Source organism: Vannielia sp. SX4 (genome assembly GCF_052828525.1).
This window is the reverse complement of record NZ_CM128247.1, coordinates 3099963-3119866: the sequence shown is the minus strand read 5'-3', so window position 1 is coordinate 3119866 and position 19904 is coordinate 3099963. Positions and strand designations below refer to the sequence as shown.

The following is a 19904-nucleotide window of genomic DNA, read 5'->3' as shown; positions in this document are numbered from 1 at the left end:
CAGAGCAGGGGTAGAGCCTGTCTTGCAAGCCCAGTAAGACCGGCCTAGTTTTTACGCAGGCAGCGCCCGTTTGGTCTGCCGCCCAGCCCGCATCCGCCCCCGGCGCTGCCAGCCATCCCTCCAACATCCCGGTCGGAAAGGAACCGCCGTGGGGTTCATGCATTCGATGATCTGCCAGACAGATGGCATTCGGAGCACAGCGCCGGTGCAGTGGCGCTCTTACGAGGGCATGTGCGCGGTGCATTGGGAGGCGCAGGGCGAGCCCGGTGCGCGCGGCTATTACCGCTCGCCCGATCCGCGGGTCATGCTGTTTTTCAACGATGTGTCGCACCGGATCACCTTTTCGGAGCAGGAGGCCGAGCCGGGGCCGCAGTGGCGGCCGATGCTCCGGGCGCTCTACGTGCCCGCCGGGGTGCCGATGTGGACACAGTTCCACGCGCGGCACGAGTTTTCGCATCTCGATCTGCACCTGAACCGCGGCTGGTTGGTGCGCAGGCTGGCCCCGATGTTCGGCGAGAAGGAGGCGGAAGCCGCGCTGCGCCTACCCGTCGAGGTGCAGGATGTCGGCGCGCTTGCGGCTCTCGCCACCGCATTGACCGAAGAGATCGCTGCGCCAAGCCGGGGGCCGTATTTTGCCGAAAGTCTCGCCATCGCCCTGCTGACCGGGTTGATCGACCCGCCACAAGCCGAACCTGCTGACATGACCACGCAGGGCGGGCTGACGCCCAACCAAATGCGCCGCCTGCGGCAGCTGGTCTCCGGGGGCAAGGGGCGGCTAACCAACGCAGAGCTGAGCCAGGCCGTTGGCCTCTCGGAAGGGTGGTTCTGCCACGCCTTCAAGAAGACCACGGGCAAGACGCCCTTGCAGTGGCAGCAGGAGCTGCGGATCTCGATGGTGAAAGAGAGCCTGCTGCGGAGCGACGAAAGCCTCGCGGACATTGCCCTGCGCTACGACTTTTCGGATCAGGGCCACCTGACCCGCGTGTTCCGGCGCTACGAGGGCACCACGCCCTCGGCCTGGAGACGCGAAGCGCGCGCCAGCTAGGCGCGCGCCCTTTAGCCTGCTGCCCGCCCCGCCCGGGGGAAACGACCGGGCGGGGCGGGCAGGGGGGCCTTACCAGGTGTGGTTCAGCGTCAGGCTCCACTGACGCCCGGGGTTGTAGTAATTGGCCGAGAAGCCCTTTTGCGCGATGTGCTGCTCGTCGAACAGGTTGGTCACGGTCAGGCGCAGCGCGGTGTTGTCGGCGATCTGGTAACCCACGGCGGCATCGAAGACCCATGCGGCGTCGATCCGGTCGGTGTTGGCTGTCGAGGTCCAGTATTCGCCGGTGTAGCGCGCACCCAGCCCGAGATCGAGGTCACCGCGCCCACCCGCGCCGGGCACGAGGTAGTTGACCCAGAGCGAGGCCTGATGCTTCGGCGTGTGCGGCAGCTCGTTGCCGTTGTTGCCGCCGCTGTCCGACTGGACGATCTCGCTTTCAAGGTAGGTGTAGGCGCCGGTGAAGGAGAGCTGGTCGTTGATCTCGGCCTTGGCCTCCAGTTCCAGCCCGCGCACCCGGCTTTCGCCCACCGGTTCATCCAGCAGCGTATCGGGGTTGGTGACCGTCTGGTTGAACTTGGTCAGATCGAAGATCGACGCAGTGAAAAGCGCGCGCATGCCATCGGGCCGGTACTTGAGGCCCAGCTCCCACTGCTTGCCGCGCTCCGGCTCCAGCCCGTAGCCATAGGCCGTGCTGAAGGAGGCGGGCACCACGGATTCCGCGTAGCTGCCGTAGAGCGAAAGCTCTGGCGTGAGCTTGTAGGTCAGCCCGGCGCGCAGCGAGGTTTCCTCGAACTCGCCGGAGATCGGAAGGTCCATCCCGGCGATGTGATAGATCTGCTCTTGGTCGATCCAGTCCTGACGCAGGCCGACCTGCGCGATCAGCCGGTCCCAAGAGAACTCCTGTTGGAGGTAGAGAGACTTGGCCTGCACCTTGTTGGTGGTGTCCTGATAGGGCGCCGTGCTGCCCAGATCGAGCCCGCCGGTATAGGTCGGATCGGTAAAGTCGATATCGGCGGCGGCGGTGTACCAGAGCTTGTTCTCACGGTAGTTGTCGCGGAACTCCACGCCCACCATCGTCCGGCTGTGCACATTGCCGATGTCCGTCTCGTAGAGCAGGTGCGCATCGACCACGAGGTTCTCGAACTCGGAGGCATTGGCGAAGTAATAACGCGAAACCGTCGTCGCCCCGGTGGTCCCTCCGAGGAACACGTAGCCAAAGCCGCCCGTGCCCTTGGTGTAGCGGGCCGTCGAGCCAAAGCTCAGCCCATTGCCGAAGTCATGCTCGAGCTTCAGGGTCAGGGTGTCTCGGTCGGTGTCGAGATAGTTGAAGTCCGGCTCACCAAGAAAGAGCGAGCGGTCGAACTCGTCGCCATTGGCCGGGTAGCCGGAGCTGTTGGGGTATCCGTCGCGATAGAGCTTGTCGTAGACGAGGCTGACAGTGGTGTAATCGGTCGGCCGCCACGCAAGGCCCGCCATGAAGAAGCTCTCGTCATCGTTGGACGACTCGGTCTCGGCCTCACCGTCCTTGATCTTGCCGGTAAGCCGCCACGAGAACGGACTGCCCTCGCCGAAGCTGTCGCCCATGTCGAAGCCCAGCTCCTTGTGGTTGAAGCTGCCGAGCGTTCCGTAAATCTCGCGCAGCCGCTCGCCGGTGGGGCTCTTGGTGACAAAGTTCACCGCGCCGCCGGGGTCGGACAGGCCGAAGGCGGTGGAGTTGGCGCCCTTCAGCACCTCCACCCGGTCAAAGGCGAACGGCTCCTCGCGCACGCCGCCGAAGGCATCGCCGATCAGCAGGCCGTCGCGGTAGGTGGTGGCGTCGTAGCCGCGAATCTTGAAGAAATCATAGCGGTCGTCCCGCCCGTAAAAGTCGGTCGTCACCCCGGAGGTGTATTGCAGCACCTGCTCGGTCGTGGAGGCCCCGCGCCGCTCGATCTCTGCCGAGGTCACGACCGAGACGGTGGCCGAGCTGTCCAGAATGTCATTCGGCAGGCCGCTGCCCGAGCTGATCTGGCTCGCCACGGTGGTTTCACTGTCGGCATCGCCCGGGCCGCTGCTCTCCACGAAAATCGTGCTGAGTTCGAAGGCCGGGGCGTCTTGCGCCTGTGCCGGGAAGGCAGCGAGCAGGGCTGTTGCAGCGCTGGTGGCCATCAGCCGGGCAAGGCGCGGGGAGGGGGAAAGTCTGGTCACGTCAGGTTGGCTCCTGTTGTTGTTTTGGCCAAGGGTCGCGGGAAGGTGGCTGACCGCAGGGCGGGTGGCGGCAGGCACGCGCCACACCTGCCGCCGAAGGCGCGCAGGAGGGGAGAATGCCAGCATTTCAGCCGCAGCCTTACCGGATGCCTTCTGCCAAATCTTGGAGGAGACTCCGGTTTTTGGCATTTTCTGACTAAAAGAGTTGGGATTGGGGGTGAAAGCCCCGCTGCGCTTCGTTAGACCGCACTCACCAACGCTGGCGGGGCGTCCGCCCGTTCCCGGGAGAAATACAATGCAGGTCTCGCGCCTCGGACCCAGATATCTCTGCGCCTTTGCCCTGTGGCTCGGCATCGCTGCGCCCCTCGCGGCCCAAACCGCTTGGCCGGTCGAGGTGGAGCACGCCTATGGCACCACGGTGGTGCCCGAAAAGCCCCTGCGGGTGGCCACGGTGAACTGGTCCAACCACGAGGTGCCGCTGGCGCTCGGGGTGGTGCCGGTGGGCATGGCCGCCGCGAACTTTGGCGATGACGACGGCGATGGCGTGCTGCCCTGGGTCAACGACCGGCTGGACGAGCTGGGCGCCGAGGTGCCCGTGCTCTTTGACGAGGGCGACGGCATCGATTTCGAGGCGGTGGCGGCCACCGAGCCCGATGTGATCCTCGCCGCCCATTCGGGCCTCTCCGAGCAGGATTACCAGATCCTCAGCCAGATCGCCCCCACGGTGGCCTACCCTGACATGCCGTGGACGACCGAATGGCGGCAGATGATCCGGATGAACAGCGCCGGGATGGGCATGGCCGAGGAGGGCGAGGCGCTGATTGCGGACCTCGAGGCGCAGATCGCGGCGGGCGTGGCCGAGCACCCGGTGCTGGCGGGCAAGAGCGCGGTCTTCGTCACCCATCTCGACCCGACCGACCTCAGCCGCATTCCCTTCTACACCGACCGCGATACGCGCGTTGCCTTCCTGCACGATCTCGGGCTGGTCTCGCCCGAGCCGGTGAAAGAACTCTCCGCCACCGGCCGCTTTGCCGGTGAGATCAGCTCCGAGCGGATCGACGCTCTGGGCGATGTCGATATCGTGGTGACCTACGGTAGCAGCGCGCTGGTGAGCCAGCTCGGCAGCTACATGCTCACCCGCCAGATGCCGGCGATCTCGCGCAACTCCATCGTCCTGCTGAAAAACGATCCGCTCGGCACCGCCGCACACCCCTCGCCGCTGGCCATCCCATACGTGCTAGACGCCTACCTCGACCTGCTCTCCGAGGCCGCCGCAAAGGCGGAGTGAGCGCGCTTGAGGCCCGCCCCGTCCTCCCTGCGCAGTGTGGCGCGCGGCGCCAACCCGGCGTGGTTGATCGCGGCGGTGGCGGCGCTCGTGCTCGCCGCAGGGCTTTCGCTCGCCTTCGGGGCGCGTGTTACCAGCCTGTCTGAACTCGTCTCCGCCCTGAGCGGCCCACCAGAAACCATGGGCGAGGCCGCAGTGGCGAGCCGGGTGCCGCGCACCGTGCTGGCGGCCCTGGCCGGGGCGGCGCTTGGCCTGACCGGCGCGGTGATGCAGGGCGTGACCCGCAACCCACTGGCCGACCCGGGCATCCTCGGTGTCAACGCGGGCGCGGCGCTGGCGGTGGTGATCGGGCTGGCCAGCTTCGGCCTCGGCTCGCTCACCGGCTACATTCTCGCCGCCACGCTGGGCGCCGCACTGTCGGCCATTGGCGTTTACGCCATCGCCAGCCTCGGCGCGGGCGGGGCCACGCCGCTCAAGCTTGCGCTCGCGGGCGCGGCGCTGACGGCGGCGCTCACCTCGCTGACCACTGCCGTGGTGCTGCCCCGTGGCGACATCGCCGGGCTGGTGCAATCCTGGCTCGTGGGCGGCGTGGGTGGCGCAACGTGGGAGAGGATCACGCCGGTGCTGCCCTTTATCGCGGTCGGCGCTGCGCTTTCGCTCGCATCGGCCCGCAAGCTCAACCTGCTGGCACTTGGCGACGACACCGCCGCCGGGCTGGGAGAGACGGTCTGGCGCGCCCGCGCCGTGGCCGCCCTCGGCGCGGTCATGCTCTGCGGCGCGGTCACGGCGGTCTGCGGGCCAATCGGCTTTGTCGGCCTCGTGGTGCCGCACCTGAGCCGGCTGGTGACCGGGGTGGACTATCGCCTGATCCTGCCGGCCTCGGCGCTCTCTGGCGCGGTTCTGCTGATGCTGGCAGACGTGGCAGGCCGCATCGTCGCGCGCCCGGCAGAGCTCGACGTGGGCATCGTCACCGCCTTCATCGGCGCGCCGGTCTTCATCTGGATCGTGCGGCGCAAACGGGTGGCCGCGCTGTGAGCCTTGTGGCCGACATCACCGCCCTGCGGTTGCGGATGGGCCGCAGGCGGCGGGCCATGCTCACCGCGCTTGTCGCGCTGGTGCTCGCCGGGGCCGGGCTGACGCTGATGGTGGGCCAGTCGCTGACCCCGCCGCTCACCGTGCTGCGGGTGTTCCTCGGGCTGGAGAGTGGCGGCGAGGCCTTCACCGTTGGGGTGCTGCGTGGTCCCCGCGTGCTGGTTTCGGCGCTCGCGGGCATGTGCTTCGGGCTCGGCGGCGTGGCCTTCCAGACGCTCCTGCGCAACCCGCTGGCCAGCCCCGACATCATCGGCATCAGCTCCGGTGCCAGCGCGGCGGCGGTGTTCTGCATCGTCATGCTGGGCCTCTCGGGCACGGCCGTTTCGGTGGTCGCCGTGGCGGCGGGGCTGGGCGTGGCGCTGCTGATCTACCTGCTGGCCTGGAAGGGCGGCGCGGCGGGGGCGCGGCTGATCCTCGTGGGCATCGGCATCGCCGCCATGCTCCAGAGCTTCACCGCCTATGTGCTGACGCAAGCGCCGAGCTGGTCGCTGCAACAGGCGCTGCGCTGGATGACCGGCTCGGTGAACGGCGCACAACTGGCCCAAGCCCTGCCGCTGGCCGTGGCGCTGGCCGTCTTCGGCGGCGCGCTGCTCGCGCTGCGCCGCGACCTTGAAACCCTGCGCATGGGCGAAGACACCGCCGCCGCGCTCGGCGTGCGCATCGGCCGCGTGCGGCTGGTGGTGATCTGCGCCGCCGTGGGGCTGGTCGCCTTCGCAACCGCCGCCACCGGGCCCATCGCCTTCGTCGCCTTCCTCTCCGGCCCCATCGCCGCCCGGCTGCTGCGCCGCGATGGCTCGCTGCTGCTGCCCGCCGCACTCACCGGGGCAGCGCTGGTGCTTCTGGCGGATTTCGCCGGGCAGGTGCTGCTGCCCGCCCGCTACCCCGTGGGCATTGTCACCGGCGTGCTCGGCGCTCCCTATCTCGTTGCGCTGATCCTGCTCGACAACCGCAAAGGAGGCGCGCTGTGACCGAAACGGTGCTGCAGATCGAGGAGCTGACAGCAGGCTACGGCGCGGAGGCGGTGATCGAAGGCATGGACCTTGCCCTGCCGCGCGGCAAGATCGCCGCCATCGTTGGCGCAAACGCTTGCGGCAAATCCACCTTGCTCCGGGCCATGTCACGGCTGCTCAGGCCCGAGGCGGGGCAGGTGCTGCTCGATGGTGCGCCGGTGCACGCCATGCCACCCCGCACGCTCGCCCGCCGCCTCGGCCTGCTGCCGCAATCGCCCATAGCGCCCGAGGGCATCACCGTGCTCGACCTCGTCAGCCGCGGCCGCCACCCGCACCAAGGCCTCTTCGGCCGCTGGACGAGCCAGGACGAGGCCGCCGTGGCCGAGGCGCTGGAGATGACCGGCACCGCCGATCTGGCCGAGCGGTTGGTCGAAGATCTTTCCGGCGGCCAGCGCCAGCGCGTCTGGATCGCCATGGCCCTCGCCCAGCAAACCGATGTGCTGTTGCTCGACGAGCCCACCACCTATCTCGACATTAACCATCAGGTCGAGGTGCTCGACCTGCTCACCGACCTCAACCGCGCCCGCGGCACCACCGTCGTGATGGTGCTGCACGATCTCAACCTCGCCGCACGCTATGCCGACATGCTGGTTGCCATGGCGGGCGGGCAGGTCGTTGGTGCAGGGTCGCCGGCGGAGATTCTCACCGAAGCGATGCTGGCCGAGGTCTTCGGCCTCACCGCCCGCGTTCTGCCCGATCCGGTCGCCGGCACACCGATGATGGTGCCCATCGGTCGCCACGCCGCCCCTGCGAAAGGCCGCACATGACCCAACTCTCCCACCTTTCCGCCATCGAGTTCCGCCACGACGAGGGCGCGCGCTTGCTCGAATTCTGGCGCGCTGAATACCTCGAGCACGGCATGGAGCCGCAACTGCCCGCACCGGGTATGCTGGTGGCCGATGCCGGCTTTGCCCGCGTGACGGTGCAGGTCACGGGCCGGGCCTGCCGGATCGAGGTGGCCTGCGCCGATGCCTCCATGTTGCCGGACTTCCGCACCGGAATCTCGGCCCATATGGAAGAGTTCGACGCTAGCCTGCCGCCGCTCACATGGTCGGGCGTAGGCGAGTCCGGTGCGCTGCCGCCAACGCTGGCAGCGGGGGAGGTGGCAGGCTGTGCGCCGCTGGGGGACTCGTGGTGGCGCATGCGCATCAAGCTCTCGCCCGAAGGCTACGCGCGGTTTGCCAGCGACGAGCACTGGCACTTCCGCCTGCTTCGGCCTGTGCAGGCCGGGCGCGCACCGGTCTGGCCCCGGCTCGATGAAACCGGCGTGATCCGCTGGCCCGAGGGCGACGACAAGCTGAGCGACCGGGTCTTCACCACGCGCCTCTGCCACCCCGAGTACCACAGCCTGACCTTCGACATCTTCCGCCACCCCGGCGGCCCCACCTGCGACTGGGCTGAGACCGTGCCCGTTGGCCAGACGGTTGGCCTGATGGGACCGGGCGGCAGAACAGGACCGGAGCCTGACGAGGCGGGTGGGGACCTATTGGTAGGCGGTGATGAAACCAGCGCACCCGCCATCCTGCGGGCGCTGCAAACCATGCCTCCCGAGACCCGTGGCAAGGTGACCCTCCTCGTCGGAAGCAAGGCCGACATCCACATGCCCGACCACTACCCGCCATCCTGCAACATCACTTGGCTGTTCCGATCGGATGGCGCGACGGAGCAAGACCTCGTGTCCCACGTCCGCGACGGGCTCGCAGGCTGCCCCGCCGACACCCGCCTGTGGTTCGCAGCATCAAAACAATCCGCCCGCGACCTCAGAACATATGCCACCGAAGACGCCCGCCTGCCGAAGGCACAGGTCCATTCGGTCGGGTATTGGGCGTAGTTTTTGCTGCTTTCCATTTAGAGCTATTTACGACCGGCAATCGGCCCATCGTCATTATGGCCTCTAGGCTGTTGCGACGAAACGAGTCGCGCACGGCCGCTTGGTCCTTGATCAGTCGGTTCGCGGTTCCAGCCCGTCTGCGCGAACAATTTTTTGGGAGGTTCATTTGCATGCTGGAGGCGGCTTTGCGGAGCATCGGCGCTTTAACCTGCTGGCAAGTTAGGCTGCGCGTCGGGCAAAGACCTGCCCGACCGCTTTCCTTAAACCTCAGCGGACGACGTAGACCGAGCAGTTGGAGTGGCGTACGACGCGGGCGGCGTTGGGGCCTAGGAGGTAGTCCTTGAAGTCGGGGCGGTGGGCGCCGAGGACGATCAGGTCGGCGCCTGAGACCTTGGCGGCGCGCAGCACCTCCTCGTAGACGGTGCCGACCGACACGAGGTGGCGCACCTTCACGTCCACCTCATCGCCAAGCACATTGTTCACCACCGTTTTCAGCACCTTGGCGGCGCTGTCTTTGGCGGTTTTCACGTCATGGTCCTTGAAGTAGGCGCCGACGATGGTTGCGCCGAAATCCGGCACCACGGTGATGACATCGAGCTGGGCGCCCTCAAGTTCGGCGAGTTTGCTGGCCATCTGCAGCACCTTCACCTCTTCTTCGGGGCGGTTGATGTCGATGGCGCAGAGCACGGTCTGGGTCATGCTGCTTCTCCTTCGCGCAGAGCGGGTTGGGCGCGGCGCATTTGCAGCAGCGCGATGAGGGCCATCAGCAGCAGCGCCGGGATGAAGATCAGCTCCTTGGGCAGCCCGTGGACAGGGACGCGCACGGCGGTGATCTCGACCCGGTCGTCGCCGTAGAAGTCGAAGCTGGAGAGGTCTTCGGAGATCGGCGAGCCGAAGGCGGGCTCGTCGAGATACATCCGGCCCTCCTCGGGCACCAGCAGGAAGCCCATCTCCTCGACCCGGGCGGCTGCGTCGTCGCCTTCAGGCACCTGAAGCACCAGCGTGGTGTCTTTCATCTCCAGCGTGTCGAAGTCGGGGCCGGAGACGACGACCCTTAGGGTATCGCCCGCATCCGCCTCGCCCACGGCCTGCTCGAAGCCCGCAGGCTCGATATCGGCGAAGGGCGGCTGGATCATGTCCATGAAGAAGCCGGGGCGGAAGAGGGCGAAGGCCACCAGCAGCATGGCCACCGTCTCCCAGATCCGGTTCTTGGTGAGGAACCAGCCCATTGTGGCGGCGGTGAACACGAGGATGCCGATGGTCGCCACGATGAAAACGATGATGCCCTGCACCCATGTCACGTCGATCAGCAGCAGATCGGTGTTGAAGATGAAGACGAAGGGCAGGGCCACTGTCCGCAGGCTGTAGAAGAAGGCGGTGAAGCCGGTGCGGATCGCATCGCCCCCAGAGACCGCCGCCGCCGCGAAGGACGCGAGGCCGACGGGTGGTGTCACATCCGCCATGATCCCGAAGTAGAACACGAAGAGGTGGACCGCGATCAGCGGCACCACGAGGCCCGACTGCGCGCCAAGCTCGACCACCACGGCGACCATGAGCGAGCTGACCACGATGTAGTTGGCCGTGGTCGGCAGGCCCATGCCGAGGATCAGCGACAGGATCGCGACGAAGATCAGCATCAGGATCAGGTTGCCGCCGGAGAGGAACTCGACGAAATCGGCCATCACCTGGCCGATGCCGGTGAGCGAGACGGTGCCCACGATGATACCGGCGGTCGCGGTTGCGAGGCCGATCCCGATCATGTTGCGGGCGCCGTCGATCATGCCCTCGTAGAGGTCGACCACCCCGTCCTTCAGCTTGTTGGCCGCCGCATTCTCGCCGCGGAACACCGCCTTGAGGAACTTCTGGGTCAGCAGGATGCCGAAGAGCAGGAAGGTGGCCCAGAAGGCCGAGAGGCCGGGCGACTTGCGCTCGATCATCAGGAAGTAGACCAGCACGATGATCGGCAGCAGGTAGTAGAGGCCCGATTTGTAGATCTTGGGGATCTCGGGCAGCTCGACGACCTCGGCGTTGGGGTCATCGGGCTCCAGATCGTCGGTGGTGGAGGCGAGGTAGATCAGCACCACGTAGACGAGGCCAAGCAGGATCGCGAGGATCCAGCCGGAGCCTGCCGGGAACATCGAAGTGATCCACTGCACCGGGAACTTGGTGGCGTAGCAGAGCGCCGCGAAACCGGCGAAGAAGAGGAACATGCCGATCACCGTGTTGAACAGGTTCACCACCTTGTTGCCGATGGTGGGCATGTTGTTTTTCACCGCTTCGAGGTGAACGATGTAGACCAGCGCGATGTAGCTGATGATCGCGGGCAGGAAGGCATGGGTGATGACCTCGACGTAGGAGATGCCCACGTATTCGACCATCAGGAAGGCGGCGGCGCCCATCACCGGGGGCATGATCTGCCCGTTGACCGAGCTGGCCACCTCGACCGAGCCGGCCTTCTCGGCGGAGAAGCCGACGCGCTTCATCAGCGGGATGGTGAAGGTGCCGGTGGTCACCACGTTGGCGATGGAAGAGCCGGAGATCAGGCCGGTTGCGGCGGAGCCCACCACGGCGGCCTTGGCCGGGCCACCGCGCAGGTGGCCGAGCGCGCCGAAGGCCATCTTGATGAAGTAGTTGCCCGCGCCCGCCTTATCGAGCAGCGCGCCGAAGAGCACGAAGAGGAAGACGAACTTGGTCGACACGCCGAGCGCGATGCCGAAGACCCCCTCGGAGGTGATCCACATATGCGACATGGCCTTGCGCAGCGAGGCGCCGGCCCAGCGGATCTGGTCAGGCACGACCTCGGAGGCGCCGAAGAACACGTAGCCGAGGAAGACCACGGCGAGGATCACCATGACCGGGCCGAGCACCCGGTAGGAGGCGATGAAGAGCAGGGCGAGACCGGCCAGCGAGGCGTAGGCGTCCATGTCGTCGGCGAGACCGCCGTTGCTGACGATCTTCTCGTAGAAGAAGTAGCCGTAGAGCGCGAGGAAGGCGCCGCCGAGGGCAAGCACCCAGTCATACCACGGCACCGATGTCTTGGAGGCGCCCTTCCAGAGCGGGTAGGCCATGGCCGAGAGGAAGATGGCGAAGGCAAGGTGGATCTGCCGCGAGTTGTTGATCAGGTCGCCGGGCAGCAGGTAGGGCGCCCAGGGCGAGGCCAGCAGCACCTGAAAGATGGACCAGATCAGCGCGACGATGGCGATCGCCCTGCCCAGTGATCCCGGAACCACCCTTGCGCCACTGTCGGAGGCGGCAACGAGTTCCTGTAGCTCTTCTTCACTGAGCGCGCGATTTTCCTTGGACATGGTCCACCCCCGTCATGGCCGTTCTGGCCTGTTGTTGTTGGTCCCCGTGTGGGCCGGAGGGCAGCGCGCCGCCCCCCGGTAGTGTCATGTGCAGGAGCTGCCGATTACTCGATCAGGCCCTTTTCCTTGTAGTAGGCCTCTGCGCCGGGGTGCAGCGGGGCGGAGAGCGACTGCGTGGCCATCTCTTCCATCGTCAGGTTGGCGAAAGCGGGGTGCAGGCCTTTGAAGTCTTCGAAGTTGTCGAAGACGGCTGCGGTCAGCGCCTTCACGGCATCTTCCGACACGGAGTCGGAGGTCACGAGCGTGGCGCGCACACCGAAGGTGGTCGTGTCATTGTCGTTGCCGCGATACATGCCGCCCGGAATGGTGGCCACGGAGTAGAAGGGGAACTCTTCGACCAGCGCGTTCACCGCGTCGCCGGAGACTTCCACCAGCACCGAGTCACATGCGGTGGTGGCTTCCTGGATCGAGCCGGAGGGGTGGCCGACGGTGTAGACCATCGCGTCGATCTGGTTGTCGCAAAGCGCGGCAGACTGCTCGGCGGCCTTCAGCTCGGAGGCGAGGGCGAAGTCACCCGCGGTCCAGCCCATCTTCTCCATCAGCACTTCCATCGTCGCCCGCTGACCGGAGCCGGGGTTGCCGATGTTCACGCGCTTGCCCTTGAGGTCGTCGAAGGTGGCGATGCCGGCATCGGCGCGGGCCACAACGGTGAAGGGCTCGGGGTGCACGGAGAACACCGCGCGCAGGCCTTCAAAGGCACCGTCCTCGAACTGCACCACGCCGTTGAAGGCGTTGTACTGGATGTCGGACTGGGCAACGCCGAATTCCAGCTCGCCTTCCTTGATGGTGTTCACGTTGTAGACCGAGCCGCCGGTGGATTCGACGGAGCAGCGGATGCCGTGGTCGCGGCGCCCCTTGTTCACCAGACGGCAGATCGCGCCGCCGGTGGGGTAATACACGCCGGTCACACCGCCGGTGCCGATGGTGATGAATTCCTCGGCGTGGGCCGCGGGGGCCATCATCGCGGTCGTTGCCGCGGCAATAGCCGTGAGTTTGAGTTTGGCGAACATTTTTAACTCCCTTTTGGTTTCATGTTCTTTTCGTTCACAGGTCCCAGACTTCCGCCAGAACCCGGTTTGCAGCTTCTACCTCGGCAATCCGCCCCCGGGCCGCAGGGCCGGAGCGGCTGACCAGCATCCCTATGAGGCACTCCACGAGAAAGACCGTGGTGACATAGGAAGAGTAGAAATGCTGACTCCCTGTCGGCACAATGAAACGGGCCGATGCGTATTTCAAGGCGGGGCACTCCAGCGTGTCGGTGATGAGCACGACATAGACCCCCTGATCGCGGGCCAGCCGGGTGGCGCGGATCGCCCGGTCGGAGAAGGGCGGCTTTGTCACGATGATCAATGCATCCTCGGGTCCGAGCCCTACGAGGCCGCTGCCCAGAGAAGCCCCGCTGCGGCTGGCCAGCGCCCAGTTGTCGGCGCAGAAGTTGGCCATGTAGGAGAGGTATTCCACCACTCCCGTGGAGCCGAGGGAGCCGAGCAGCAGCACCTTGCGGGCCGCGCCCAGCCGCTCCACCGCGCGCTCCAGCTCGCCGCGATCCACCGTGTCGATGAAGCTGCGCAGGTTGCCTTGGCAGGCGGCGAAATGCGCCTCCAGAAAGCCGCCCGCCTCGCGGTTCTTGGGGTCGTTGTGCAGCCGTTCGGCACGGCCAGCAAAGCCGTTGGCCCGCTGCTCGATCCGCCCGCGCATCTCGTCGCGCAGCGCTTCGATGCCCTCGTAACCCAGCGCCCGCGCCAGCCGCGAGAAGGCGGCGGGCGAGATGCCGCTCTCGCGGGCGATGCTGCGCAGGGTGCGTGTAGCAAGCTCTACCGGGTTGCGCGCAAGGTGGTCGGCGGCGGCCCGCAGCGCCCCGCTCAGGTCGCTGTATCTTTCGGTCAGGCGTGCCTCGAACTTGGGCGTCACACAACTCTCCCCCGGTGATCCACGGACTGTCTGATCTGTTTCAGATATTGTCAACGCATGAATCATCTGTTTCATGGTGGCAGGCCAGATGCACCGGGGGTTGCCCATGTCACACGTCTTTCCACGCCACACCAAGGGCAGCATGCCCACGGCCCTGCGGGGCTCCGGGGTCTATCTCTATGATTCGCAAGGAAAGGCCTATCTCGACGGGTCAGGGGGCGCGGCAGTTTCATGCCTCGGGCATTGTGATGCGGAGGTGATCGGGGCGATCCGGGCGCAGCTCGATTCGCTGGAATTTGCCCATACCGGCTTCTTCACCTCCGAGCCGGCGGAGGCGCTGGCCGACCGGCTGGTGGCCCATGCGCCGGAGGGGATCGAGCGGGTCTACTTCGTGTCCGGCGGGTCCGAGGCGGTGGAGGCCGCGCTCAAGCTCGCCCGGCAATACATGCTGGAGACCGGCCAGCCGGAGCGCACCCGTTTCGTCGCCCGCCGTCAGAGCTACCACGGCAACACGCTGGGGGCGCTGGGCACCGGCGGCAACATGTGGCGGCGCGCGCCGTTTGATCCGGTGATGGTCTCGGCCAGCCACATCGCGCCCTGCTACGAATACCGGGGCCGCGAGGCGGGCGAGAGCGTGGAAGCCTACGGCCAGCGCGTGGCGGACGAGCTGGAGGCCGAGCTGCTGCGGCTCGGGCCGGAAACGGTTATCGGCTTTCTGGCCGAGCCGGTGGTTGGGGCCACGGCGGGCGCGGTGCCTGCGGTGGAGGGATACTTTCGCCGTATCCGCGAGATCTGTGACAAATACGGCGTGCTGCTGATCCTCGACGAGGTGATGTGCGGCATGGGCCGCACCGGCACGCTCTTTGCCTGCGAGCAGGACGGCGTGCGCCCGGATATCATCACCATCGCCAAGGGCCTCGGCGCGGGCTACCAGCCGATCGGCGCGATGCTCTGCAGCGGCGAGATCTACCGTGCGATCGAGGGCGGCACCGGCTTTTTCCAGCACGGGCACACCTATATCGGCCACCCGGTCGCCTGCGCCGCCGCCGATGCGGTGGTGACCAAGCTGACCGAAGGCGGCATGACCGCCCGCGCCGCCCGGATGGGAGACTATCTGCTGGGGGCGCTCACCGACCGTTTCGGCCAGCACCCCCATGTCGGCGACATTCGCGGGCGCGGCATGTTCCGCGGGCTGGAGTTTGTGGCCGACCGCGAGAGCAAGGCGCCCTTCGACCCGGCCCACCGCCTCGCCGCCCGGCTGAAGGCGCAGGCGATGGAGAACGGGCTGATCTGCTATCCGATGAACGGCACCACTGACGGCCAGCAGGGCGACCACGTGCTGCTCGCGCCGCCGTTCATCTGCAGCGAGGCCGAGATCGACGAGCTGGTGGATAAGCTCTCTGCAAGCCTCGATGCCGTGCTGGAGGCGACGCCCAATGGCGCGTGACCGGGGCAGGGCAGGGGGCGCCGCGCCCTCTGCCACCTCCCCGCGCAGAGGCGTATGCTCCGCGCATGACTGATTCTCCCTCGACAAAAGACATCCACCGCGCCGATCGGCATTTCCTCCACCCGTGGGAGGATGTGACCGCCATCGGCGAGACGCCCCGCACCGTGCTCATGGACAGCGAGGGCATCTATGTCACCGACAGTCACGGCAACCGGATGATCGACGGGCCAGGGGGCATGTGGTGCGTGAACGTGGGTCATGGTCGGGAGGAGATCGTGGAGGCCTGCGCCGACCAGATGCGCCGCCTGTCGTATTTTTCGCCCTGGTCGATGGCCTCCGACGTGGCCGCCGCGCTGGCCAAACGTCTGGCAGCCCTGGCGCCGGGCGATCTGAACAACGTGTTCTTCACCACCGGCGGATCCACGGCGGTGGACAGCGCGCTGCGCTTTGCCTTCTTCTACAACAACTGCCTCGGGCGACCGGAGAAAAAGCACATCATTTCAAGGGTCAACGCCTATCACGGCTCCACCTACCTGACCGGCTCCTGCTCTGGCAAGATGCGGGAGAAGGCGGAGATGGACATGATCGAGGATCACATCCACTTCCTCTCCTGCCCCAAGCCCAAGGACCGGCCCGAGGGGCAGTCGCTGGAGGATTTCGCCGCCGAGAAGGTGGCGGAGCTGGAGGCGATGATCCTGAGCGTCGGGCCAGATAAGGTCGCCGCTTTCATCGCCGAGCCGGTCATGGCGTCGGGCGGGGTGATCGTGCAGCCGGAGGGCTACCTCGCGGGCTGCGCCGAGGTCTGCCGCAAGCATGACGTGCTGTTCATCGCAGATGAGGTGGTCACGAGTTTCGGGCGGCTCGGGCACTACTTTGCCTCCGAGAACGTGTTCGGCGTGCAGCCCGATATGCTGACCACGGCCAAGGGCCTCACCTCGGGCTACCAGCCGCTTGGCGCGCTTTTCATCTCCGACCGGCTGATTGCCGAGATCACGGCAGCCACCAACGAGGGCAAAGGCTTCACCTCGGGCTTCACCTATTCCGGTCACCCGGTCGCCTGTGCCGCCGCGATGGCCAACCTCGACATCTTCGAGCGCGATGGCCTGCTGGAACACGTGCAGCGCATCGCACCCCACTTCGAGGCGGCGCTGAGGAGCCTGTCGGACATTCCTGTGATCTCCGACATCCGGGTGAAGGGGCTGATGGCGGGCATCGAATGTGAGCTGTACCCCGAAAACCCTGATGAAGACCGGGACATGGCCTTTGCCGCGCAGGTCGATGCGATCTGCCAGCGCCACGGGCTGCTGCTGCGCCCGGTCTACAACGCCTGCGTGATGTCGCCGCCGCTGACCATCAGCGAGGCGCAGATCGACGAGATGGTGCGTATCCTCCGGATCGGCTTTGAAGAGGCCCTCGCGGCGTGAGCTTTCTCACCGTTCTGGCCAACCCGATCCTGCCTGTCTTTGCCATCCTCGCGCTCGGCTGGGGGCTGGGGAAGGGCGGGCAACTGAGCGAGGACTCGGCGCGCACGATCAACCGCTTCGCCATGACGGTGCTGGTGCCCATCGTGGTGCTCGACCTGCTGTGGAACGCGCCCTTCGATACCTTCCGCCTCACGCCGATCCTGCTCTACTCCGCGGCGCAGGTGATCCTCTTTGCGGTCGGCTACCAACTGGCGCGGCGGCTCTTCGGGGCCGGGCCGGGGGAGTCGGTGATCCTTGGCTACGCCGGGATTTTCGCCAACAACGTCTTTTATGGCCTGCCCATCGGCGTGCTGCTCTATGGCGAAAGCGGGGTGCTGCCGATCACCATGGTCGTGGTGCTCGACAGCACGGTCAGTTTTGGCGGCACCATGTTCGTGCTGCAGGCGATCAAACTGGGCAAGGTCTCTCCCGGCTCGGTGCTGGCGATCTTTGCCCGCACGCCCACGCTGCTGGCGATCTTCGGTGGCACGGCGCTGGGGCTGGCGGGCGTGCCGGTGCCTGCGCCGGTCCAGACATTTCTCGACTTCAACGGCGTCGCCGCCGCGCCGGTGGCGCTCTTCTCGCTCGGCGTGGTGCTGAGCGCCGTCGCCTTCCGCTTCGACCCGGCGGTGGCGGTGGTGAGCGGCATCAAGCTGGTGGTGTTTCCGGCCCTCGTAGCGCTTTTGCTGACCCTCTTCGCGGGCGGATGGGAGGCCAACAGGCTCTTCGTCTTCGCCGCAGCCCCGCCCACCGGCGCGATGGCGATGAGCCTTGCGCTGCTCTACGACGTGCCCGCCGCGCGGGTGGCGCAGGTGATGGTCTGGACCGCCTTTCTGAGCCTCTTCGCTCTGGCCGCGCTGGCCTGATCGCCGGGGTTGACGCCGCATCGGCGCGGGCGCAGGCTCGCGGCGCAATTCTTACCCTTCGGAGGCCGCCATGAACGTGCAATCCCCCAATGATCTCAGGGCCTTCTGGATGCCCTTCACGGCCAACCGGCAGTTCAAGCAGAACCCGCGGATGTTCGTGGCCGCCAAGGACATGCATTACACCACCGCCGATGGGCGCGAGGTGCTGGATGGCACCGCGGGCCTGTGGTGCTGCAACGCGGGCCACGCCCGGCCGAAGATCGTGGAGGCGGTGCAGGCGCAGGTCGCGGAGCTGGATTATGCCCCCGCCTTCCAGATGGGCCACCCCAAGGCCTTTGAGCTGGCCAACCGGCTGGTCGACATGGCGCCTGCGGGCATGGACCACGTGTTTTACACCAACTCCGGGTCGGAGAGTGTTGAAACCGCGCTGAAAATCGCGCTGGCCTATCACCGGGCGCGGGGCGAGGGGCAGCGGACCCGGCTGATCGGGCGCGAGCGCGGCTATCACGGGGTCAACTTTGGCGGCATCTCGGTGGGCGGGATCGTGAACAACCGCAAATTCTTCGGCACCCTGCTCAACGGGGTCGACCACCTGCCGCACACCCACCTGCCGGAGCAGAACAGCTACTCGCGCGGCGTGCCCGAGCATGGCGCCGAGCTGGCCGACGATCTGGAGCGCATCGTGGCGCTGCACGGGCCGGAGACCATCGCCGCCGTGATCGTGGAGCCGATGGCCGGCTCTACGGGTGTGATCCTGCCGCCCAAGGGCTACCTCGAGCGGCTGCGGGCGATCACCGAGAAGCACGGCATCCTGCTCATTTTCGACGAGGTCATCACCGGTTTCGGCCGCCTAGGTGCACCCTTCGGGGCCGATTACTTCGGCGTCACGCCTGACATGATGACCACCGCCAAGGGCATCACCAACGGGGTGGTGCCGATGGGCGCGGTGTTCTGCTCCGGCGCGATCCACGATGCCTTCATGCAGGGGCCGGAGAATACCATCGAGCTGTTCCACGGCTACACCTACTCGGGCAACCCGCTGGCCGCCGCCGCCGGGCTGGCCACGCTGGAGACCTACCGCGAGGAGGGGCTGTTCGAGCGTTGCGCCGAGCTGGCGCCCTACTTCGAGGATATGCTCCACGGGCTGAAGGGGCTGCCCCATGTGATGGATATCCGAAACCTCGGGCTGGTCGGCGCGGTCGAGCTGGAGCCGGTGGCAGGGGCCCCCACCAAGCGGGCCTTCGAGGCGTTTCTGGCGGCCTATGACGAGGGGCTGCTCATTCGGACCACGGGCGACATCATCGCCCTCTCGCCGCCGCTGATCATCGACAAGGCACAGATCGACCGGATCGGCGAGGTGCTCACCAAGGTGTTGAAAAACCTGGCGTAGCCATGTGAGGTGCGGCCGGGCATGGCGAAGCTCCCGCCCGCCCACCCCGCCTCGCCATGCCCGGCCTTTGCGGGTTGGCTGGCGGGGGGAGACAGCTCCGGGTTCACCAAAGCAGGAGCTGCTTGTGGCGCCACCCATCACCTGACCCCGGCCTGGCCAACGGGCCGTCTCGGGTCAACCAAAATGGCCGTATCCCCAGAGGGGCCCCTCGGCAATTTTCATTGACCCGAGCCTTCCCGCCGTCCCATTGGGGTGCAGGCGATGGGTGGCTCCGAAGCAGGATCCGCAGAATTTGGGAGTCCCTATGCAACATATCGAGCTGGTGATCTTCGATTGCGATGGCGTGCTGGCCGACAGCGAGGTGATCTCGGCACGGGTGCTGGTGGAGGCGCTGGAGCATCACGGGGTCACGGTGACCACCGAGCATGTGTATCGCAACTTCGTCGGCCAGAGCTTTCCGAAGGTGGCCGACAAGATCCGCAGGGACTTCGACCTCGATCTGCCGGGCAGCTTTGAGGCGGAGTATCGCGGGCGGCTGGTGGAGGAGTTCGCGGCGGGGCTGAGGCCCACGGCGGGGGTGGGGGAAATGCTCGGCCAACTGGCTGTGCGGGCCTGCGTCGCCACCTCCTCCTCACCGCAGCGGGTGGGGCGCACGCTGGCGCTGCTGGGGATGGAGCGGCAGTTTGAACGGGTGTTCACCGCCTCCGAGGTGGAGAATGGCAAACCCGCGCCAGACCTCTTTCTCCATGCGGCCAAGTGCCTGAATGCAAAGCCAGAAAATTGCCTGGTGATCGAAGACAGCATGGCCGGAATCCGGGCGGCTCAGGCGGCGCAGATGGAGGTCTGGCGTTACACCGGCGGGGCCCATTTTGCCGGCTTCACCCCGGAGGATATCGACACGCCGCCGGACCTTCCGGCCTTTGACAACTGGTCCGCTTTCTATCAAATGGCTTCCGAATTGCGAAAAGACACATAGCGGGGAGAGCGGATGGCGCGGGCTGCGGGGGAGACGGCA

16 protein-coding genes are annotated in these 19904 nt (G+C 66.6%); 11 read left to right on the top strand and 5 right to left on the bottom strand.

Annotated elements, in window-relative coordinates:
• The first annotated feature begins 157 nt into the window (after window positions 1–157).
• Complete coding sequence (locus ACUXVX_RS15360) at window positions 158–1045, top strand: helix-turn-helix transcriptional regulator (protein WP_446308975.1); 888 nt, start codon at window positions 158–160, stop codon at window positions 1043–1045.
• A gap of 69 nt (window positions 1046–1114) precedes the next feature.
• On the opposite strand, the gene ACUXVX_RS15355 is transcribed toward ACUXVX_RS15360, so the two are convergent.
• On the bottom strand, window positions 1115–3229 hold the full coding sequence (locus tag ACUXVX_RS15355; protein ID WP_446308974.1) for a TonB-dependent receptor: 2115 nt from the start codon (window positions 3227–3229) through the stop codon (window positions 1115–1117).
• Between the two features lie 295 nt (window positions 3230–3524).
• On the opposite strand from ACUXVX_RS15355, the gene ACUXVX_RS15350 reads away from it, so the two are divergent.
• From ACUXVX_RS15350 to ACUXVX_RS15330, 5 genes are all read left to right on the top strand, one after another.
• Window positions 3525–4517, top strand: a complete 993-nt coding sequence (locus ACUXVX_RS15350; protein WP_446308973.1) for an iron-siderophore ABC transporter substrate-binding protein — start codon at window positions 3525–3527, stop codon at window positions 4515–4517.
• Between the two features lie 6 nt (window positions 4518–4523).
• Window positions 4524–5549 (top strand): FecCD family ABC transporter permease, encoded by a 1026-nt coding sequence (locus ACUXVX_RS15345; RefSeq protein ID WP_446308972.1) that lies wholly within the window; start codon window positions 4524–4526, stop codon window positions 5547–5549.
• A 35-nt stretch (window positions 5550–5584) separates the two neighbouring features.
• Window positions 5585–6574, top strand: a complete 990-nt coding sequence (locus ACUXVX_RS15340; RefSeq protein ID WP_446311551.1) for a FecCD family ABC transporter permease — start codon at window positions 5585–5587, stop codon at window positions 6572–6574.
• 65 nt (window positions 6575–6639) lie between these two features.
• Window positions 6640–7383: an ABC transporter ATP-binding protein gene (locus ACUXVX_RS15335; RefSeq protein ID WP_446311550.1), complete on the top strand. Its 744-nt coding sequence runs from the start codon at window positions 6640–6642 to the stop codon at window positions 7381–7383.
• Window positions 7380–8447 carry a siderophore-interacting protein gene (locus tag ACUXVX_RS15330; protein ID WP_446308971.1) on the top strand — a complete coding sequence of 356 codons (1068 nt, stop codon included), beginning with the start codon at window positions 7380–7382 and terminating at the stop codon, window positions 8445–8447. Before ACUXVX_RS15335 ends, ACUXVX_RS15330 begins: the two co-directional genes overlap by 4 nt.
• A 267-nt stretch (window positions 8448–8714) precedes the next feature.
• Here the strand turns inward: ACUXVX_RS15330 and ACUXVX_RS15325 are convergent, their stop codons facing one another.
• From ACUXVX_RS15325 to ACUXVX_RS15310, 4 genes are all read right to left on the bottom strand, one after another.
• Window positions 8715–9146: a universal stress protein gene (locus ACUXVX_RS15325; RefSeq protein ID WP_446308970.1), complete on the bottom strand. Its 432-nt coding sequence runs from the start codon at window positions 9144–9146 to the stop codon at window positions 8715–8717.
• A complete protein-coding gene (locus ACUXVX_RS15320; RefSeq protein ID WP_446308969.1) occupies window positions 9143–11752 on the bottom strand; it encodes a TRAP transporter permease in 2610 nt (869 codons plus the stop codon). Before ACUXVX_RS15320 ends, ACUXVX_RS15325 begins: the two co-directional genes overlap by 4 nt.
• 104 nt (window positions 11753–11856) lie before the next feature.
• Window positions 11857–12822, bottom strand: a complete 966-nt coding sequence (locus ACUXVX_RS15315) for a TAXI family TRAP transporter solute-binding subunit (RefSeq protein ID WP_222468742.1) — start codon at window positions 12820–12822, stop codon at window positions 11857–11859.
• Window positions 12823–12856: 34 nt separating this feature from the next.
• Window positions 12857–13723, bottom strand: a complete 867-nt coding sequence (locus tag ACUXVX_RS15310; protein WP_446308968.1) for a MurR/RpiR family transcriptional regulator — start codon at window positions 13721–13723, stop codon at window positions 12857–12859.
• A gap of 106 nt (window positions 13724–13829) precedes the next feature.
• Between ACUXVX_RS15310 and ACUXVX_RS15305 the strand changes: the two genes are divergently transcribed.
• The 5 genes from ACUXVX_RS15305 to ACUXVX_RS15285 all read left to right on the top strand — a co-directional run bounded on the left by ACUXVX_RS15305 (window position 13830) and on the right by ACUXVX_RS15285 (window position 19865).
• Entirely contained in the window at window positions 13830–15170 is a 1341-nt protein-coding gene (locus ACUXVX_RS15305; RefSeq protein ID WP_446308967.1) for an aspartate aminotransferase family protein, read from the top strand.
• A 65-nt stretch (window positions 15171–15235) separates the two neighbouring features.
• Window positions 15236–16594 carry an aminotransferase gene (locus tag ACUXVX_RS15300; RefSeq protein WP_446308966.1) on the top strand — a complete coding sequence of 453 codons (1359 nt, stop codon included), beginning with the start codon at window positions 15236–15238 and terminating at the stop codon, window positions 16592–16594.
• A complete protein-coding gene (locus tag ACUXVX_RS15295) occupies window positions 16591–17499 on the top strand; it encodes an AEC family transporter (RefSeq protein ID WP_446308965.1) in 909 nt (302 codons plus the stop codon). The genes ACUXVX_RS15300 and ACUXVX_RS15295 overlap by 4 nt, the downstream gene beginning before the upstream one ends.
• 70 nt (window positions 17500–17569) lie before the next feature.
• Window positions 17570–18889, top strand: coding sequence for an aminotransferase class III-fold pyridoxal phosphate-dependent enzyme (locus ACUXVX_RS15290; protein ID WP_446308964.1), 1320 nt, complete (start codon window positions 17570–17572; stop codon window positions 18887–18889).
• Between the two features lie 304 nt (window positions 18890–19193).
• Entirely contained in the window at window positions 19194–19865 is a 672-nt protein-coding gene (locus tag ACUXVX_RS15285) for an HAD family hydrolase (RefSeq protein WP_446308963.1), read from the top strand.
• The last annotated feature ends 39 nt before the right edge of the window (window positions 19866–19904 follow it).

What these genes read in the sequence shown, in the direction of transcription:
- ACUXVX_RS15360 (WP_446308975.1), top strand. Translation starts at nt 158, where the DNA reads ATGCATTCGATGATCTGCCAGACAGATGGCATTCGGAGCACAGCGCCG.
- ACUXVX_RS15350 (WP_446308973.1), top strand. Translation starts at nt 3,525, where the DNA reads ATGCAGGTCTCGCGCCTCGGACCCAGATATCTCTGCGCCTTTGCCCTG.
- ACUXVX_RS15340 (WP_446311551.1), top strand. Translation starts at nt 5,585, where the DNA reads ATGGGCCGCAGGCGGCGGGCCATGCTCACCGCGCTTGTCGCGCTGGTG.
- ACUXVX_RS15335 (WP_446311550.1), top strand. Translation starts at nt 6,640, where the DNA reads ATGGACCTTGCCCTGCCGCGCGGCAAGATCGCCGCCATCGTTGGCGCA.
- ACUXVX_RS15330 (WP_446308971.1), top strand. Translation starts at nt 7,380, where the DNA reads ATGACCCAACTCTCCCACCTTTCCGCCATCGAGTTCCGCCACGACGAG.
- ACUXVX_RS15325 (WP_446308970.1), bottom strand. Translation starts at nt 9,146, where the DNA reads ATGACCCAGACCGTGCTCTGCGCCATCGACATCAACCGCCCCGAAGAA.
- ACUXVX_RS15320 (WP_446308969.1), bottom strand. Translation starts at nt 11,752, where the DNA reads ATGTCCAAGGAAAATCGCGCGCTCAGTGAAGAAGAGCTACAGGAACTC.
- ACUXVX_RS15315 (WP_222468742.1), bottom strand. Translation starts at nt 12,822, where the DNA reads ATGTTCGCCAAACTCAAACTCACGGCTATTGCCGCGGCAACGACCGCG.
- ACUXVX_RS15305 (WP_446308967.1), top strand. Translation starts at nt 13,830, where the DNA reads ATGTCACACGTCTTTCCACGCCACACCAAGGGCAGCATGCCCACGGCC.
- ACUXVX_RS15300 (WP_446308966.1), top strand. Translation starts at nt 15,236, where the DNA reads ATGACTGATTCTCCCTCGACAAAAGACATCCACCGCGCCGATCGGCAT.
- ACUXVX_RS15290 (WP_446308964.1), top strand. Translation starts at nt 17,570, where the DNA reads ATGAACGTGCAATCCCCCAATGATCTCAGGGCCTTCTGGATGCCCTTC.
- ACUXVX_RS15285 (WP_446308963.1), top strand. Translation starts at nt 19,194, where the DNA reads ATGCAACATATCGAGCTGGTGATCTTCGATTGCGATGGCGTGCTGGCC.